The 16,937-nt window shown below is 58.1% G+C and carries 18 protein-coding genes; 15 read left to right on the top strand and 3 right to left on the bottom strand.

The window, feature by feature from the left end; translation table 11 throughout:
* Positions 1-509: 509 nt before the first annotated feature.
* Positions 510-1,010 (bottom strand): nitroreductase family deazaflavin-dependent oxidoreductase, encoded by a 501-nt coding sequence (locus VGK48_24060; GenBank protein HEY2384261.1) that lies wholly within the window; start codon positions 1,008-1,010, stop codon positions 510-512.
* 148 nt (positions 1,011-1,158) lie between these two features.
* Here VGK48_24060 and VGK48_24055 point away from each other — a divergent pair, with 148 nt between their 5' ends.
* Positions 1,159-2,628, top strand: a complete 1,470-nt coding sequence (locus tag VGK48_24055; protein HEY2384260.1) for a hypothetical protein — start codon at positions 1,159-1,161, stop codon at positions 2,626-2,628.
* Positions 2,629-2,746: 118 nt separating this feature from the next.
* On the opposite strand, the gene VGK48_24050 is transcribed toward VGK48_24055, so the two are convergent.
* Positions 2,747-3,241 (bottom strand): cupin domain-containing protein, encoded by a 495-nt coding sequence (locus tag VGK48_24050; GenBank protein HEY2384259.1) that lies wholly within the window; start codon positions 3,239-3,241, stop codon positions 2,747-2,749.
* 136 nt (positions 3,242-3,377) lie between these two features.
* Between VGK48_24050 and alkB the strand changes: the two genes are divergently transcribed.
* Positions 3,378-3,995 carry a DNA oxidative demethylase AlkB gene (alkB, locus tag VGK48_24045; protein ID HEY2384258.1) on the top strand — a complete coding sequence of 206 codons (618 nt, stop codon included), beginning with the start codon at positions 3,378-3,380 and terminating at the stop codon, positions 3,993-3,995.
* A 7-nt stretch (positions 3,996-4,002) separates the two neighbouring features.
* On the opposite strand, the gene VGK48_24040 is transcribed toward alkB, so the two are convergent.
* Entirely contained in the window at positions 4,003-4,902 is a 900-nt protein-coding gene (locus VGK48_24040) for a PHB depolymerase family esterase (protein ID HEY2384257.1), read from the bottom strand.
* A 319-nt stretch (positions 4,903-5,221) separates the two neighbouring features.
* On the opposite strand from VGK48_24040, the gene VGK48_24035 reads away from it, so the two are divergent.
* The 13 genes from VGK48_24035 to bshA all read left to right on the top strand — a co-directional run bounded on the left by VGK48_24035 (position 5,222) and on the right by bshA (position 16,834).
* The gene (locus VGK48_24035; protein HEY2384256.1) at positions 5,222-5,458 is read left to right on the top strand and encodes a helix-turn-helix domain-containing protein; all 237 of its coding nucleotides are present in this window, start codon (positions 5,222-5,224) and stop codon (positions 5,456-5,458) included.
* A gap of 21 nt (positions 5,459-5,479) precedes the next feature.
* On the top strand, positions 5,480-6,535 hold the full coding sequence (gene pilM, locus VGK48_24030) for a type IV pilus assembly protein PilM (protein ID HEY2384255.1): 1,056 nt from the start codon (positions 5,480-5,482) through the stop codon (positions 6,533-6,535).
* Positions 6,536-7,138 (top strand): PilN domain-containing protein, encoded by a 603-nt coding sequence (locus VGK48_24025; protein ID HEY2384254.1) that lies wholly within the window; start codon positions 6,536-6,538, stop codon positions 7,136-7,138.
* Positions 7,138-7,755, top strand: coding sequence for a type 4a pilus biogenesis protein PilO (gene pilO, locus VGK48_24020; protein HEY2384253.1), 618 nt, complete (start codon positions 7,138-7,140; stop codon positions 7,753-7,755). Before VGK48_24025 ends, pilO begins: the two co-directional genes overlap by 1 nt.
* Complete coding sequence (locus VGK48_24015) at positions 7,752-8,273, top strand: hypothetical protein (GenBank protein HEY2384252.1); 522 nt, start codon at positions 7,752-7,754, stop codon at positions 8,271-8,273. Before pilO ends, VGK48_24015 begins: the two co-directional genes overlap by 4 nt.
* Entirely contained in the window at positions 8,270-10,306 is a 2,037-nt protein-coding gene (gene pilQ / locus VGK48_24010) for a type IV pilus secretin PilQ (protein HEY2384251.1), read from the top strand. The genes VGK48_24015 and pilQ overlap by 4 nt, the downstream gene beginning before the upstream one ends.
* A gap of 20 nt (positions 10,307-10,326) precedes the next feature.
* Entirely contained in the window at positions 10,327-10,683 is a 357-nt protein-coding gene (locus VGK48_24005) for a hypothetical protein (protein ID HEY2384250.1), read from the top strand.
* A gap of 31 nt (positions 10,684-10,714) precedes the next feature.
* On the top strand, positions 10,715-11,182 hold the full coding sequence (gene accB, locus VGK48_24000) for an acetyl-CoA carboxylase biotin carboxyl carrier protein (protein HEY2384249.1): 468 nt from the start codon (positions 10,715-10,717) through the stop codon (positions 11,180-11,182).
* 21 nt (positions 11,183-11,203) lie between these two features.
* Complete coding sequence (gene accC / locus VGK48_23995) at positions 11,204-12,571, top strand: acetyl-CoA carboxylase biotin carboxylase subunit (GenBank protein HEY2384248.1); 1,368 nt, start codon at positions 11,204-11,206, stop codon at positions 12,569-12,571.
* A complete protein-coding gene (gene thiE / locus VGK48_23990) occupies positions 12,568-13,176 on the top strand; it encodes a thiamine phosphate synthase (protein ID HEY2384247.1) in 609 nt (202 codons plus the stop codon). The genes accC and thiE overlap by 4 nt, the downstream gene beginning before the upstream one ends.
* A 111-nt stretch (positions 13,177-13,287) precedes the next feature.
* Positions 13,288-14,193: a dihydrodipicolinate synthase family protein gene (locus VGK48_23985; protein ID HEY2384246.1), complete on the top strand. Its 906-nt coding sequence runs from the start codon at positions 13,288-13,290 to the stop codon at positions 14,191-14,193.
* Entirely contained in the window at positions 14,190-15,704 is a 1,515-nt protein-coding gene (gene bshC / locus VGK48_23980; GenBank protein HEY2384245.1) for a bacillithiol biosynthesis cysteine-adding enzyme BshC, read from the top strand. The genes VGK48_23985 and bshC overlap by 4 nt, the downstream gene beginning before the upstream one ends.
* Positions 15,701-16,834 carry an N-acetyl-alpha-D-glucosaminyl L-malate synthase BshA gene (gene bshA / locus VGK48_23975; GenBank protein HEY2384244.1) on the top strand — a complete coding sequence of 378 codons (1,134 nt, stop codon included), beginning with the start codon at positions 15,701-15,703 and terminating at the stop codon, positions 16,832-16,834. The genes bshC and bshA overlap by 4 nt, the downstream gene beginning before the upstream one ends.
* The last annotated feature ends 103 nt before the right edge of the window (positions 16,835-16,937 follow it).

Raw genomic sequence — 16,937 nt, 5'->3', positions numbered from 1 at the left:
AAAAAGTCTCTGGCTTACTGCGGGAGGTAAGGCAGAAAAGAAAAAATGTAAACGCGTCACGATCTTCGCCCCCGACACTTGCGCGATAAATCTTCTCAATAATCTCGCACTGGACAGCCACCGCAGTGACGCCGCGATTCCTGGATAACACGCGGATGGCATAACGCAGATCCTGAACAACGGTGTCCAGCATGGCTGCCGGGATTACCTCAGTCTCACTCTGGCATAACCTGCTTAGGCGGACATAGCGGTGACGATAACCCGGTCTCCGGGAGCCAGGCCACGCCGCATTTCCGCGCGCTAAATCTTCCGCCCTGTTCCACCGGAACACCTCCTGGAAGAGTCGGGTCTCCCGGTTTGACAGAGATTGTCTCGAATTCAGGATGCGCCGCACCAGCTGAGACAGATTGAACTCGGATCTCAATTGGAGAGAAAACAGTCAGGACGAAAGCCAGTAAGAACGAAACTCGCGTATACGATTTAGAGGACATCGATTACAAGCTTTCGCGTCATGATTCGATTACCTCGGAAATGCTGCGGTTTTCGATCGAACGTAGAATAACTACCGGTATATCCCGATTGGTGACGTCCTGGTATCTCTGGTAACCCGGATACATCGTCGTCAGACGTGGCCAGAGGCGACGTTTCTCCTCCGCCGAGGCTTGCTCTGCCCTTACCCGCTGTCTAACGCCTTTGATCTGTGTCTCTGCCACCGGCTCGGCTTGAAGATTGAGCCACCAGGTGGGATGCTTCACCGCACCCCCATTGGACGCCACCAATACCACATTATCCCCATCGAGCAAATACAATAACGGGACGGTTCGTTGCTGACCGCTCCTTCGTCCTTTCGTGGTGAGCAGCAGCACAGGGCTGTTGGCGAGTCTTCCACCGATTACTCCATTGGAAGTTCGATAAACCAACGTGTGGATCGCGGTAACCGCATTCTGCAACGCTGCAGCAAGCCGCGACGGACGCCGGCCGGAACCCTGATCTTCTCCCGTTACAGCCATGATGCGACCTCCTTGAAAGCAAACATACAGCCTGATCGGCCTTAGGAATCAATTCAACCATTCGTCTACCCGGCCGAATGACCTTGTAAATATTTTTTGGGCACGCGTAAACTGTGGTGGTCATTACTCGAAATCGGGTGAGTAGATCATGCCGCGAACGGTCAGCGTCAGCGCACTCGTGTTTGCCGGAGCCACGGTCCTTCTCAGTCTTCATTTGACGGCTCACGCCGCCGGTCCATACAACGTCTCGACGATTGATGCGCCCAAGGGCAGCCTCACTGTCGCTTGTGGCGTCGACATCCATGGAGACGTGGTGGGTTATTTTCTCGACGGCGCCGGCACGCACGGCTTTGTCTTTAAGGATGGCGGCTTTTCGACCATCACCTTTCCGGGCGCTGCCTGGACTGCGGCTTACGGTGTGAATAACGCCGGGCAAATCGTCGGCGGCTACGGTTCTAATGAGTTCAATGGCCGCCATGGATTTCTGCGGAGCGGCGGCCGATTCTCGTCCATCGATTTTCCGGGGAGCAACGACACCGTGGCCCGCGGCATCAATAATCGAGGCCAGATCGTGGGCGATTATCAAGCTGCCGATGGCGCCAGGCATGGATTTCTCCTGAGCGGCGGAAGTTACCGGGCCGTCGAGCTTCCCGAACGCGGCGGCGCCGCCAATGGAATTAACGATGCGGGACAAATTGTAGGTGTTGCGGGATCCGGCCCGGCCGCGAAAGGATTTCTGATCAGCGCCGACTCGTATTCGGCGATTCAGTTTCCCAACACGAACTACACGGAAGCCTGGGGAGTGAATGATCTGGGCGACGTCGTAGGCCAGATCGACAGTCCCCAGGCGCCGTTTCGAGCCTTCTTCCGCAGCGGGAACGATTATGACCTCATTGATCTCCCCGGCCTTCCATCGTCGCTGGATGGACGCGGCATCAATGATCTCGGTCAGATCGTGGGTTCGTTCACGGGCAATGATGGAAAAACCCACGGCTATCTTGCCACTCCGGCGGCGCTGAGGGCGGGCCCGGCAGATCCGGCAGCGGTACCACAGCTTTCGGATACTCATGGCGTGCCGGGGCCGATCGGGCCACAAGGACTTCCGGGAGTGGAAGGTCCGCAAGGACCGGCGGGGCCTCCGGGCCCCCCAGGCGCTCCGGGATTTGCAGGACGCGCCGAGCTTGGAGCGGCGCAGACCGGAAGCTCGCTGAAGATTGTGCGCGACGCCATCTCGAAGGCCGCGGACGACCTTCTGAAAGCCGCGAATCAAAGCGACTACGTGCAAAAGGCGATAGCTTCGCTGGATATGGCTATCGATGATGTCACTGCCGCGATCGCCTACAGCGACAGTCATCCCAATGCGAACCAGCCGGCGGCGCCGGCCGCGCGACCCAACTTCACGGCGACGCCTCCCCCTGCGCCGCTGCGCAATTTCGAGTTGTATGCTTCACTCAACAGCCTGAGGTTCGCTTTTGACGCTCTGGCGAGAAGCCCGGGCGACGACTTTGGCGGCTATCGCGAAAAGGTCAATACGGACATCGCGAGCACTGCCGCAGTTCTGGTCGGCGGCATCAACGCCTACAACACGAAATACCAGAAAGCGGCCGTCAAGCCCTGAGTCCCCGGCCCAGGGCGGATTCAACTGAAGAGTCGTACCATTGCATCATTAGAAGTTGCTGCATTTCAAATTTAGAACTGCAGAAACTTCCAATGTTGCAATGGTGCAATGAGATCCTTTACCGCGGCAGGTGCATCGACATGACGGTGAGTGCGCCCTGGACTGCCGGAATCTGGTGCGGCACGCCTTCGGGAACCATGACCCAGTCGCCTTTGCTGATCGTTCTGGTAACTCCGCCTTCGATCGAGGTCCCGCTGAGATTGGTCGGATTCGTCCGCTTTTCCTCGACCAGCTTGCCTCCGGTCACCAGCGTTCCGGAACCTTCGATGACGTAGAACAATTCCGCTTCCTTTTCGTGGACAGAGGCGCCCTGGCCGGCAACGCGGTGTTCCATGTTGACGGAGTATGTTCCAAGCCGCAGCAGCCGCTGGCCGAGCGCGTTTCGATCAGCCGGCGACTTGGTGATCATCGCAGCCACTTCCGACGCGGTGATAATACTCGCGGCCTGGGGACCGGCCTGCTCCTGCGCCTGACCACGGGCGCCTTGCTGCGCCCAGACTGAAAACGTAAGCAATGCAACCAGAGTGATTCCCGAAATCATTCGAATGCGCATACGCGTCTCCTTTTAATTGGTTCCTGAGCCTTGGGTATCCTACTCCGTCGATCCAGATCGCGCCAAATTCCAAATTCAGATATCGAAACCCTCAGCCCCTTGCCTGGATCGGCGCAGAACGATTAGCATCGGGCGCATGCCGGAGCGTGAGAGCCTCGAAGAAGGCGCTGTGCTGTTGCGTGGATTTGTTTCCAGCGAGGTGTCCGGGTTGCTCGAAGCCGTGGGACAGGTCGCGGAACCGGCGCCATTCCGCCACCTGACGACTCCGGGGGGCTACACGATGTCTGTGGCGATGACGAACTGCGGCAGGGTCGGCTGGGTATCCGATCGGACCGGTTACAGTTACGACCGGTATGATCCGGAGTCCGGTCTTCCGTGGCCTGCCATGCCTGCCCTCTTCCTTGCGATCGCTGCGCGAGCTGCTGCCGAAGCCGGGTTTGCGGACTACGATCCCGATGCCTGTCTGATCAATCGATATACGGCCGGAGCCAAACTCAGCCTGCACCGGGATCGCGACGAAAATGACCGCTGGGCGCCGATCGTTTCCGTCTCGCTGGGTTTGCCGGCTGTCTTTCTGTGGGGCGGCAAACGCCGTTCCGATCCGGCGCGGCGCTTGCCGCTTGAAAACGGAGACACTGTGGTGTGGGGTGGTCCTGCGCGATTTGTTTATCACGGCGTCGCTCCGCTCAAGGACGGGAATCATCCGTTGACCGGCGGCACCCGCATCAACCTTACGTTCCGGAAGGTGTTTTAGCCCGCGACTACAGCGAATGCTCTGCGAAAAACTTCAGGGCCAGATCGATCGCGTCCGGTGAGGATTTCAGTGGTTGGCCGGGAAGGTGGTCGTCCAGTCCGCCCGAGATCTGGTGTCCCATGCCCTTCACAAGAATCAGCTCCACAGGGGCAGGTCCGGCGTGCAGCCGCATTTCCCATCCGTCGTGTTGCGTGATTTGAGGCACGAGGCGGGCGCCATCGAATCTCGACCATTCCGCGATGACGTTTGAAATCGCAACCTGAGGCACGCGGCCGAGGCTGTCGCTTCCCAGGCCGCCCTCCAGCGGATAAACGGTATCCGCCATTCCATGGATATGAAGAATCGGAACGGGGCGCGCCGGCCGCCGTGCGCCGGCGGCCCTGCCGCCGCTCATCGCAGCAATTGCCGCGATCCGGTCCGACAGCTCCGCAGCCAGCCGATATGTCATCTGTGCGCCGTTCGAGAATCCGGTCGCGTAAATCCTTGTGGAATCGACCGGATATATAGAGGAGATCCGGTCGATGAGTTCGACTGTGAATTGGACGTCATCGGCGTTCCTGCTGCTCGCCGCGTATTCCGCCCCTGAATTCCACACCTGCCGGTCGCCCACACCGGGAACAGGCGTTCCTTCCGGACAAACCACGATGAAGCCCGCCCGTTCGCCTTTGACAAAGAGTTGCGACTGTTCGATATAACCGCGAGCGTTGCCGGCGCCGCCATGATAGCCGACCACCAGCGGATACTCCTGCGAATGGTCGAAATTTGAAGGAACATGAAGCCAGGCCGTGCGGTTCTGGCCCCTGACGTCGACTGTGACTTTGGTATCCTGCTGGCGGGCGCCGGAGTACGGAGAGGTGGAGGCCAGCCAGATGGCGGAAACGATAATCGCGATGACGAAGCGATGCACGAGCCAAGGATAACCTGCCTGGCAGGAAATCAGGCCCGCGTCTTTCGGCCAGCTATCAAATCGGCTGTCACTGAAATCAGGCGGCCGGTCTGCCTGCTGTAGCAATACGCAAGCCTGAAATCAATTCCTGCGGGCCAATTGTGTCTAGGGAATAGTTCTTACCTTCATACAACCTCTTGTGGACACAACAGGTCCATCTCAAGAACTTTTCTCTTGTTTTTCCCAAGTCATCGCTGTAGCGTTGGGTCCAGAAAACAGGGAGAAGACCCGGTAAAGTCCGGAAATAACACCGGTACTTATGGAAGAGACAGGGCAGAAAATGGAAAGATCAAAGGAAGTGATGACGTTGCGTGAGGCATCCCAGTACCTCGGGATTTCGCCGGACACGCTCTACAAGTATCTGAGCGAAAAGAGCATTCCCGCTTTCAAGCTCGGCAACCGCTGGCGGTTCAAGAAGGATCTCCTGGACCGTTGGATGGAGAGAAAAATAGAGCGTACCGAGGTTGCCACCGATTCGAGGCCGCGGCGTCTGGTCAAGTCCACGGTGAAAGGTTAGGGCGAGGACATCGTATAAGGTATGGGTTTTTTAAGCAAAAATAAACCGCTTGTCGGACTGGACATCGGGTCGAGTGGCGTCAAGGCGGTCGAGTTGGTGAAGTCGAAAAAGGGATACCAGCTTACCGGTTTCGCCTACGAGCCGCTGGGTCCTGACGCCGTCGTGGACGGTGCGATCATGGATGCCCCGGCCGTCGCCGAAAGCATCAAAAAAACGTTTCTTTCCGGCAAGTTCAAGCTCAAGGGTGTCGCCACTGGCGTGTCGGGACACTCTGTTATCGTCAAGCGCGTGATTGTTCCTGCGGCCAATGCGGAAGAGGTTGAGGCATCCATCCAGCTCGATGCCGAGCAGTACATTCCGTTCGAAATCACCGAAGTGAATCTGGACTATCAGGTCGTGGGTGCCGGAACGACGACGTCGGAGGAGCCGGGAATGGAAGTGGTGCTGGTTGCGGCAAAGAAGGACAAGATCCAGAACCACACGAACGTTATCAGTCTCGCCGGCCGGAACCCTGAAATCGTCGATATCGATGCGTTTGCTTTGCAAAACGTATTTGAGGCGAACTATACGTCCGCGGACAATGCGACGGTGGCCCTGCTGAATATCGGCGCATCGCTGATGAATATCAACATTACGAAGGAAGGCATGCCGTTGTTCATCCGGGACGTCTCCGTCGGCGGCAATCAGTACACGGATATTCTTCAAAAGGAATTGCAGCTGAATTTTCAGGAGGCTGAAGATCTGAAACTTGGAAAAACCGGCGGTTCCGAACACGAGATGGTACAGCCGCTGTTGGAATCGATTACCGACATGCTGATCATGGAGGTTCAGAAGACTTTCGATTTCTTCCGCGAAACCTATCCGTCTGAGACCATCAGCCAGGTGCTGATCAGCGGTGGAACAGCCCATATGCTTGGGCTGGCGGAGCGAATCCAGGCCACATTCAGTTATCCGACCGAGGTGTTGAATCCGTTCAAATCCATCACGCTCGGACCGAAAGTAGATTCCGAAAAAGTAACATCCCTCGGACCGGCGCTTGCCGTGGCCGTTGGGTTGGCCTTAAGGGGGTTTGATTAAATGATTAAGGTCAATCTCGTCGGAGCGGGAAGAAAGAAGACGGCAAAAGCCGGATTCAAGATCGCGTTACCCGCGAGCTTCACGCCCGTTCTCCTGATCCTTATTGTCCTTGGAACGGCCGGCGGCGGCTTCTGGTGGTACACCGGTCTGACCTCCAAGTTGGCCGCTCTCGATATGAAGAAAATGCAGGCGGAAGCGCAGAAAGCAGCGCTGGATGCCGTGATCAAGGCGGATCAGGTTTACGAAGGCCGGAAGAAGACGCTGGAAAACCGGGTAAAAATCGTCGAGAACCTTCAGAAGAACCAGGTCAGTCCTGTGGTTGCGCTGGATCAGCTTGCCGAGGCGGTCGAGCGAACTCAATTTGTCTGGTTGTCCAGCCTCGATCAGAAGGAAGCGGTTCTGAATCTGAGCGGCACAGGCACGTCGCTGAACGCGATTGCCGACTTCTACTCGAACCTGAACGCCACCGGATATTTCAAGAACGTCGATCAGGGAGCGACATCCGTCGATTCCGCGGGAAACTGGACATTTACGATCCGCTGTGAATTTTCTCCGCCACGTCCTCCGGGAACACCGGCACAGCCGACGGCAGGGGGGAACTGATGGCACTCGAGTTGAAAAACCTGGCGAAGATGAAGTGGTACTACCAGGTGGTGATCGTCGCGGGAATCTGCGGTGCGCTGCTTGGCGGGGTCTGGTATCAGTTCCTCTCCCCGATTCAGGATGATATAGACCAGAGGACGAAGCAGGTCGCGGACCTGCAAGCGACCATTGCGAAAAGTGTCCAGCAGCAGAAGGAGCTTGCCAAGATCAAGAAGGATGCGATGGATCTGCAGGTCAAGCTGGACATGCTGAAAATGATCCTCCCCCTTGAAAAGGAAACCGATCAGATCTTCCGGTCGGTCCAGCAACTGGCGACCGGTTCGGGATTAACGGTAAGCCGGGTGGCGCCCAGGCCCACCATCGATCACGAGATCTATACGGAATATCCGATCGATCTCGAAGTCACGGGGACGTATCACAATGTCGGGCAGTTCCTGGATCGTATCCGGCAGCTGCCGCGGATCGTCAATATCAGCGGATTGAGGCTTCAGAGCAGGGCCTCCACGGGCGATGCAGCCTTTGTTTCGAGCGTCAGCGCCACATACACTGCGACGACTTTCGTTTATAAGGATGAACCGATCGCATCGGCAGCGCCCCCGCCCAAGGCGGTGAAATGACAAGCGGAGCGAATGCAAGCGCAATAACGCGCGGGATAGCCATCTTAACGTTCGTTTTCGGCCTGGCACTGAGTCCGGCGGTTTTCCCGCAGGCTCGCGGACAGAAACCGGAAACTGCGCCGCCGGAAGAGCAGGCGCCCGCGCTCGCCGTTCCAAAGGACTATCACTACAACGCGCGAGGGCGTCGAGATCCTTTCGTGAATCCGGTACCGAAGCCGGTTGCGAAGGTTGCACCACCGCCGCCTGCGGTTGCGGCGCGGCCGCCGGGGTTGAAGGGCGTGCTGGTCGCAGAAGCGGAAGTTATCGGGATTGTGGTTTCGCGCGAGCCGGCGATGAACGTCGTGACGATCCAGGCTCCAGGCGGCCGGCGATATTTTATTCGGGTTGGTGATGCTCTATACGACGCGGTCGTCAAGAACATCAAATCGGACAGTGTAACGTTTGCCGTAACAGCTCCGGGAGGCGACCAGAAAGCGTCCCGTGAGATCGTGCGCAAATTGCGGGGAGAGAACAAATGAGAGTTGATTCCCGGAAGCTCCTTTCGATCGGGGTGCTGTTAGTGGTCTGCACCCTTGCGGTTAATGGAGCGACCTCGAAGGACGCCGGTATCGTGAAGGATGTCTCCTTCAGCAACAACGGAGACTCTCTCGAGGCCAGGATCATCGCCAGCGACGATTCGAAATTCACTTATTTTGAATTGAACAATCCGCACCGCCTGGTGATCGATTTTCACGGAATCCAGAATACCATCAGCTTCAAGGAAAAGCAGATCGATGCGGCTGGTGTCGAGCGTGTTCGCACGTCGTTCTTCAGCGACAGGAGACGCAAGGCAACCCGGATCGTGTTTGACTTGAAGAAGGATGCTCCGTATCGCGTGATCGAGGATGGCGGCGGCATTACCCGCGTCGTCTTCGGCGCCACGGCCCGCGCTCCGCAGAACCAGACCGCGGGCCCCGCCGCGCCGGCAGCTCCGGCCGCCCCGGCACTGACGCCGGCGGTGCTGACCATGCTTGCCGAACCGGTTACGCCGTTCATCCCGTCGCGGGTTCCGGCCGCGCCGCTGGAATCTGCGCTGTTGAATCCCGAACCGCTTCCAATACCGCAGGCAGCCCTTGCGGGAGCGCTGCCTGCACCGGCTAAGCCCGCAGTTTCAGCCGCGCCATTGGTTGCCGCAGCGGATCCGCCACAGCAGCAGACTCAGGTCACCGTCGCACCGGCAACTCCGCCGGTGGTTCAGACAACGCCGACTGCGGTGCCGCAATATACCGGAGAGATTGCGACGTTCGAGCTCGACAACTATCCGATAAGAGATTTCTTCAGGCTGATCTCGGAACTCAGCGGTCTCAATGTGATCCTGGATCCGAATGTCAGCGGAACGATAACGATGACCTTGAAGGAAGTTCCGTGGGATCAGGCGCTGGACGTGGTCCTGAAGAACAACAACCTCGGCGGGCAGCTTCAAGGCAATGTTTTGCGTATTGCCACGAATGCAACCCTGCAGGCGGAGCAGGGGGCACAAAAGGCTCTTCGCGATGCCCAGGAAGCGGCCGCTCCACTCGAGACCCGGACCTTTGTGCTCAATTACACCAAGGCCCTGGAAGTCGCGACCACGCTCAAGCCGATGACCACGACGCGCGGCTCCATTCTGGTGGACCCCAGACGGAATGCTCTGATCGTCCGGGATGTTCCTTCACAGTTCGCGACCCTCGATTCCATGATCAAGTTTACCGATATGCCGCAGCAACAGGTGGACATCGAAGCGCGCCTGCTGTCGGCCAATAAGTCCTTTTCGAAGGACGTCGGAAGCCAGCTCGGGTTGTTGCTCGGCGCCACTGGCGGCAACGTGCTGACCGGTCTGACCGGCCAGCCCAGCCCCGTCGCCCGTGCCGGAACGACGCTGCCGACCGGCGGCTCGAACCTTCCCCTGGTTTCGAATTTTCCTGCAGCCGCGACCTCGGGCCTGACTTTCCTCCTGAAGCCCGGCGGGGACATTCTGCTGGATGAAATCATCGGCGCGGCGGAAGCGCATGGCACCGCGAAATTGATTTCACGGCCGCATGTGACGACGCAAAATAACCAGGCTGCGACGATTCAACAGGGTACGCAGATTCCGGTGCAGACAAACGTCAACAATACGATTACAACGCAGTTCATAACGTTTGCTTTGCAGCTTACTGTCACGCCCCAGATCAGTGCCGCCGGCACAATTCTGCTCCAGGTGAATATCAGCAACAGCCAGCCGGATTTTGCCAGCGCCGTCGGTGGTATTCCGACCGTTGCCACGCAATCCGCTACCACGATGATGCTGGTTCCTGATGGCGCCACGGCGGTGATTGGCGGAATTCTCGTTGATAACGACACGCTGAATGTGAACCAGGTTCCGGGCCTCGGCAGCCTGCCTCTGATCGGCAGCCTGTTCAAAGAAACCCAGACCATCAAGAGCACGAACGAACTGCTGTTTTTCATCACACCCCGGATCAAGCCGATCGATACGATCAGCGTGCTTGCGCCGGCCGATGCGAATCCTGCCGAACAGCCACAACAGCGCTGACGGCACGGGCGGTGCAAAATTTGATTCAAACGAAGTTTCCCGAAGTTGCGGCGACACTTCGTAAGAGCGTCACGGACATCCAGGCGGTGATCCTGGTGGGGCCTCAAGGCGTGATTGATCACGTCCTGGATGACAAGTCGCTGAATCTGGAGACTATCGCCGGGGAATACTCCACCCTTCTGCATATTGCCCGCAGCGCTTCGGAAGATTCCGGCTCCGGCAATCTGGTCGAAAACATCGTCGTATCCGAAAAGTCCGTTATGATCGCCCGGACGGTCTCTCCCGGGCACTACCTGATCCTGCTGGCCCGCGCACAGGACCAGATCGGCCGCGCCCGTTACGAGCTGAAGCAGGCCGCCTGGGAAATTCAAAGGTGATTCTGATCTGCTATACTGCTCGTTTGCCCTTATGAATCTGAAGGAACTGAAAGAAATCATCGATATCGTCACATCCAAGGAAACGATCGACGAACTGGAAATCGAGAAATCGGGCGTGCGGCTGCGGATTAAACGGGTTTCCAACCATGCCGCCCCGGTTTCGGCGGCCATGCCGCTGATTGCATCGGCTGCGGCTATCCCGGTGGCGGGTCAGCCGGCGACTCCGCAACTTCCGCCGGTCCAGGAAAAGGAAGAGGATCTCTACTACCAGAAATCTCCGATCGTGGGAACCTTTTACCAGGCCGCAGGGCCGAGTTCGGAACCGTTCGTCACCGTTGGAGCTTCTGTTGAGAAGGGAGCCGTCCTCTGCATTATCGAGGCCATGAAGCTCATGAATGAGATCGAAGCCGACGTGGCAGGCGAAGTTGTGAGCGTGCTCGTGGACAACGGCCAGCCGGTGGAATACGGAGAAAAGCTCTTCGCCATCCGGCAGCGGTAGGTTGGGCGTGGGTTATTAGATATGTTTAGAAAGATACTCATCGCCAATCGCGGCGAAATCGCCCTGAGAATTATCCTGTGCTGCAAGGAACTCGGCATCAAAACCGTCGCCGTGTATTCTGAAGCCGACCGGCACGCGCTCCACGTCCGTTTTGCCGACGAAGCCCTTTGCATCGGCCCCCCCAGGAGTATCGACAGCTACCTGAACATTCCCAGCGTCATCAGTGCGGCCGAGTTGTTGAATGCGGATGCGATTCATCCCGGGTACGGGTTTCTGTCGGAAAGCGCCTATTTTGCGGAGGTCTGTGAAGCGAGCCGCATCAAGTTCATCGGCCCGTCGTCCGAAGCGATTCGTCTGATGGGCGACAAGGCTCGCGCGCGAAGCGAAATGAACCGCTTAGGGCTTCCCGTTCTGCCGGGCAGTTCCGACGCGGTGCACACCGACAAAGAAGCCATATCGACTGCTGAAGCCATCGGCTATCCGGTGATCATCAAAGCCGTCGCCGGTGGCGGCGGCCGCGGAATGCGCGTCGTGCAGAATCGCACCGAATTGCTGACGGCCTTGAGGACTGCCCAGGCCGAGGCCGCAAACGCTTTCGGGGTGCCTCACTGCTACCTCGAAAAATTTATCGAGCACGCCCGGCACGTTGAATTTCAGGTCATGGCCGACGAGTATGGCAATGCCATCCACCTCGGTGAGCGCGAATGTTCGATCCAGCGCCGGCATCAGAAACTGATCGAGGAGTCTCCGTCGGTAATCATGACGCCGGAGTTGCGGGAACAGGTTGGAAAGCGCGTCGTGGAGGCGATCCAGCAAGCCGGTTATTCGAATGTCGGAACGCTCGAGTTCCTCGTGGACGAGCGCAAAAATTTCTATTTCATGGAAATGAATACGCGCGTCCAGGTGGAACATCCCGTGACCGAGCTGGTAACAGGCATCGATATTGTCCGTGACCAGATCCTGATTGCGTCAGGAGACCGGTTGCCGCATCGGCAATGCGACATTCAATTTCGCGGCCATGCCATCGAATGCCGTATCAACGCCGAAGACCCTGTTACCCACAAACCCTCGCCCGGCAAAATTACCACCTGGCACGCACCGGGCGGACCCGGTGTGCGGATTGACACCGCGGCTTATGCCGAATATGTCATCCCGCCTTATTACGATTCGCTCATCGCTAAACTGATCGTGCACGGCTCCACGCGAGATGAAGCGATCCGCCGCATGGACCGGGCTCTTGATATGTTTGTCCTGGAGGGCGTGAAATCCACGATTCCGCTGCATCGCCGCATACTCCGCACCAACGAATTCCGCAGCGGCAACATCTACACCAAGCTTCTGGAAGATCTGCAGGAGGAACGCCGGGCTCGTGCTGTCGAAATAGCATGACGCCCCTGCCGCGGCTGTACGCAATCGCGGATTCATCATTCGGGGATTGCGTGCGGATCGCTGAAGCTCTCTTCACCGGTGGTGCGCGGCTGGTCCAGATCCGGAATAAAAAAGCGGGCGCAAGAGAGTTGCTCGATCAGGTTGAGCAAATCGTTGCGCTGGCTCCCCCGGATGCGGCCGTCATTGTTAACGATAGAGTCGATGTGGCCCTGCTATCCGGTGCCGCCGGTGTGCACCTCGGCCAGTCCGATCTGCCGCCGGCTGCAGCGCGCCGGATTCTCGGTCCGGACAGGATCATCGGCATTTCCACGCACAATCTAGAACAGGCAATCGATGCGGATGGCTTGCCGGTGGATTACATCGCCGCCGGGCCGCTGTTTGCAACTTCGACTAAGGAGAATCCGGACCCGGTATTGGGAGTGGAAGCGCTCGCTCAAATATGCGGCGCCATACGCAAGCCGGTCGTCGCCGTGGGCGGAATCACACTGGCTCGTGTGCCCGAGGTTGTTGGCGCCGGCGCGCACTCGGTGGCTATTATCAAGGATCTGTTGGGGCATGGGGAAATCAGTTCGCGCGTTCGAGACGGCCTTCGTTGTTTGACCTGATGCGATGCCGCGTTACAATCACAAGTCCTCGTGAGCGACCCCCTGCCGCGCCTTCGGGGCGGCAGGGGGTCGCTCGCACACCATGCTGGAAGTAGAAGGGGAATACGCGAATTGCTGAATTTCAAAGGCATCATTCCGCCGATGGTGACGCCGTTCGACGAGAAGGGCGCCGTGCGCTACGACGCATTCGAGCGGAACATCGATAAATACATCGAAGCGGGCATCGAGGGGTATCTTGTACTGGGGTCGAATGGTGAGTCGGTTTATCTTGAGCACGCCGAGAAACTCCGGCTGATTGAAGCGGCACGAAAACGCGTGCCTTCGTCAATGACCTTGCTGGCAGGTACCGGAGTCGAATCCACGCAAGCCACGATCGCGCTGACGAAAGAGGCTGCGGACCGCGGCGTGGACGCGGTGCTGATAAAAAACCCGTTCTATTTCAAGCCGCAGATGACTTCCGATGTGTACTTCGCGCATTACACGGCCGTCGCCGATGCGTCGCCTGTTCCGGTCATTATTTACAACGTGCCGGTTTTTACGGGCATTCCGCTTCAGTCCAGGCTGGTTATCGAACTCTCAAAGCACCCCAACATTCGTGGTGTGAAAGACAGTTCCGGCGATGTGAAATTGATTTCGGAGATTGTCTGGAACACCGATGCCTCAAAGCTGCCCGTTATCGCCGGCGCAGCTCCCACGCTCTTTCCGGCGATGGCTGCGGGCGCGCGTGGAGGCATCATTGCTCTGGCCTGTGCAGCGCCGAAACCCTCCCTCGCGCTCTATCGCGCTTTTGCCGCCGGCGATTACGCGAAGGCCGGGAACATTCAGCGCATCATTGCGCCGTCCGCGGTTGCGGTTACCGGGACCAATGGAATAGCGGGTCTCAAAGCCGCAATGGAGCTTCAAGGCCTCGAGGGTGGCATGCCTCGCCGCCCGCTGCTTCCGCTCAAGCCTGAACCGCGTGAGGAACTCGCGCAGATCCTGCGGCGCATGAACAGCGAAATCACCGAAATCTCATGACACGTATTCCGTTTGGGAGTCTGCCGCAAATGTCGGCGCTCTTCCTTGACTATGTCGGCGATCCGGCGCGGCTGCGGAAATTCTATCCACGCTCATATTCGATCGAATCGATTGCGGCGTTTGCGCGTGAACGCAAGCCGCTCGAACGCGGCCATCGTGACCGCTTATGCGCAGGTCTTGGCGGCGACAAGCGCTCGATCGAGAAACTTGCAGCCGGCGCCGCCGCCGTCATCACCGGACAGCAGGCGGCGCTGTTTGCCGGGCCGAACTACACCATCCTCAAAGCGGTCACCGCCATCAAACTCGCGAAAGCGCTCGATGCCGCAGGAGTGCCGGCGGTTCCTGTGTTCTGGATAGCGTCGGAGGATCACGACTTTCAGGAAATCGAGTCGGCATACGTCCTCGATCGTGATTCCGGTCTGACCCATCTTCGCGTCGATCTCTCGAATACGGAATCCTCGCCGGTAGGCTGGCTCAAGCTGGGCGGCGACGTCTCCGGCGCGATCTCGACATGCCTCTCGAGCCTGCCGGAGTCCGAGTTCCAGCCGCAGCTTCGAGAGCTGCTGGAGTGTTCCTACCGTCCCGGTGTTTCCCCGGTCGATGCATTTTCCGCGATGCTCGAGAAACTTTTCGAAGGCTCCGGTCTGATCCTCGCGAATCCGTTGAATCCTGAGCTGCGGCTGCTGGCGCAGCCGACGCTCGTCGATGCTGTTCGAGACCATTCCAGACTCCTGGCGGCAGTTCAGGCCCGCGGCCGCGAATTGTCTGAAGCCGGGTACCACGAGCAGGTGAAGGTTGATAAAAACTTTACCGGGCTGTTTGCCTACCGCGGGAAGTCGCGGCAGGCGCTCCGGCCCGAGGAACTCAGCCAGGAGCTTCAACTGAGTGCCAATGTTCTGGTTCGTCCTGTGATGCAGGATTCGATGTTTCCGACGGCTGCCTATGTCGGAGGCCCGGCGGAGGTCGCGTACTTCGCTCAAGCGGCCGCCGTCTACGATGCGCTTGGACGCCAGGTTCCACCGGTCTATCCGCGGATCAGTGCCACTGTACTGGAAAGCCGCGTTTCCCGCACGCTGGCGAAGTACGGCATCGACTTCCTGGAGGTCTTTCGAGGCCGTGACTTTCTGCGCCGGAAAGCAGTAGCGAGCGTCCACGGAGTGGAAGTATTCGATAGGGTCCGTGAGAAGATCGAGGCCGAATTAGAGACGCTCGGTCCCACTTTGACCGCGGTAGATTCAACCCTCGCAGGGGCGCTGGATACCTCCAGGCAGAAAATCCGGCACCAGGTCGAGGCGCTGCGAACGAAGTTTGTAAACGCCGAAGCGCGCCGGAACGACACACTGGAGAGGCATCTGGAGGCTATCGGGAACTCGATTTTTCCGGATAAGAAGTTTCAGGAAAGAGTCCTTAATGTCACATCGTTCCTGGTACGTTACGGGTTCGGTTTTACGCGCCGGCTCGAGGAGGCACTCAACCTGGACTCGAGAGAACATCAGGTCATCGAAATATGAAGATCGGGATCACCTGCTATCCGACGTATGGTGGTAGCGGCGTCGTAGCTGCGGAATTGGGCAAGGAACTGGCATCGCGCGGCCACGACGTGCACTTCATCAGCTACGCGCTTCCAATTCGCCTGACGATGACGGACCGCATTTATTTTCATGAAGTGGAAGTCCTGTCATATCCCCTTTTCGAATATCCCCCATACGACCTGGTTCTTGCGACCAAGATGGCAGAGGTGATGACCCGCTTTGACCTCGACGTTCTCCATGTTCACTATGCCATCCCACATTCGATCAGTGCCTATCTTGCAAAGAAGATGTTGACCGACCGCGTGGTGCCGTTCGTCACAACATTGCACGGTACGGACATTACACTGGTGGGCAATGACCGCTCGTATCTGCCGATCACCCGGTTCGGAATCGAACAGAGCGACGCGGTCACGGCGGTCTCCGAGTACCTGCGCCAGCGCACGATCCAGGAGTTCCAGATCGAACGGCCGGTCGAGGTGGTGCCTAACTTCGTCGATTGCGATATCTATGGCCGCGCGGCTGATCGAAGTCTCCGGAAACGGTTCGCTTCCGACGACCAGGGGATTCTCATCCATATCTCGAATTTCCGTCCGGTCAAACGCGTCGAAGACGTCATCGGCATTTTCGCGCGCGTCCGGCGCCGGATAAATGCGCGTCTTCTGATGGTAGGAGATGGACCCGACCGTCCCAAGGCCGAATGGCTCGCGCATACACACGGGATTCAGGACGACGTCAAATTCGTCGGCAAGCAGAACAGCATGAGCGAATTGCTCGCAATTTCGGATGTGCTGCTGCTTCCGAGCGAGCTGGAATCGTTCGGTCTCGTCGCCCTGGAGGCGATGGCCTGCGAAGTTCCCGTGGTCGCCACAAACGTCGGCGGCATTCCCGAAGTGGTGCGCGACGGTATCGACGGGTACCTGTATGAGGTGGGAGATATTGATTCCATGGCAGATGGTTGCCTTTCCATCCTCAAAAACCCTGAGCTCCGCCGTGCGCTTGGCCAGGCTGCGAGGGACCATGCAGCCCAGGAGTTTTGTGCAAGCAAGATTGTTCTAAAGTATGAGGACCTTTACCGCCGGACCATCGAGGAAGCCCATTCCCACCGCTAAAGCCATCGATTTGTGCTGCCGATAACGTCATAGAAGAACGGTGATTCCACCAAATGGAGGGAAGACCCGTCAAAGACAGAGGACAGAGGTTTTCCGATTGGTA

This window comes from Terriglobia bacterium, from assembly GCA_036496425.1.
In the GTDB taxonomy this organism is placed as follows: Bacteria; Acidobacteriota; Terriglobia; order 20CM-2-55-15; family 20CM-2-55-15; genus 20CM-2-55-15.
Note: the sequence above shows the minus strand (reverse complement) of the source record. Positions and strands in the feature narration are given on the sequence as shown.

Excerpts from the sequence above, each read along its gene's own strand:
- alkB (HEY2384258.1), top strand. The coding sequence starts at position 3,378 with ATGCCGGAGCGTGAGAGCCTCGAAGAAGGCGCTGTGCTGTTGCGTGGA.
- VGK48_24025 (HEY2384254.1), top strand. The coding sequence starts at position 6,536 with ATGATTAAGGTCAATCTCGTCGGAGCGGGAAGAAAGAAGACGGCAAAA.
- accB (HEY2384249.1), top strand. The coding sequence starts at position 10,715 with ATGAATCTGAAGGAACTGAAAGAAATCATCGATATCGTCACATCCAAG.
- bshA (HEY2384244.1), top strand. The coding sequence starts at position 15,701 with ATGAAGATCGGGATCACCTGCTATCCGACGTATGGTGGTAGCGGCGTC.
- pilM (HEY2384255.1), top strand. The coding sequence starts at position 5,480 with ATGGGTTTTTTAAGCAAAAATAAACCGCTTGTCGGACTGGACATCGGG.
- pilO (HEY2384253.1), top strand. The coding sequence starts at position 7,138 with ATGGCACTCGAGTTGAAAAACCTGGCGAAGATGAAGTGGTACTACCAG.
- VGK48_24015 (HEY2384252.1), top strand. The coding sequence starts at position 7,752 with ATGACAAGCGGAGCGAATGCAAGCGCAATAACGCGCGGGATAGCCATC.
- VGK48_24035 (HEY2384256.1), top strand. The coding sequence starts at position 5,222 with ATGGAAAGATCAAAGGAAGTGATGACGTTGCGTGAGGCATCCCAGTAC.
- bshC (HEY2384245.1), top strand. The coding sequence starts at position 14,190 with ATGACACGTATTCCGTTTGGGAGTCTGCCGCAAATGTCGGCGCTCTTC.
- VGK48_24060 (HEY2384261.1), bottom strand. The coding sequence starts at position 1,010 with ATGGCTGTAACGGGAGAAGATCAGGGTTCCGGCCGGCGTCCGTCGCGG.
- VGK48_24055 (HEY2384260.1), top strand. The coding sequence starts at position 1,159 with ATGCCGCGAACGGTCAGCGTCAGCGCACTCGTGTTTGCCGGAGCCACG.
- VGK48_24050 (HEY2384259.1), bottom strand. The coding sequence starts at position 3,241 with ATGCGCATTCGAATGATTTCGGGAATCACTCTGGTTGCATTGCTTACG.
- pilQ (HEY2384251.1), top strand. The coding sequence starts at position 8,270 with ATGAGAGTTGATTCCCGGAAGCTCCTTTCGATCGGGGTGCTGTTAGTG.
- accC (HEY2384248.1), top strand. The coding sequence starts at position 11,204 with ATGTTTAGAAAGATACTCATCGCCAATCGCGGCGAAATCGCCCTGAGA.
- thiE (HEY2384247.1), top strand. The coding sequence starts at position 12,568 with ATGACGCCCCTGCCGCGGCTGTACGCAATCGCGGATTCATCATTCGGG.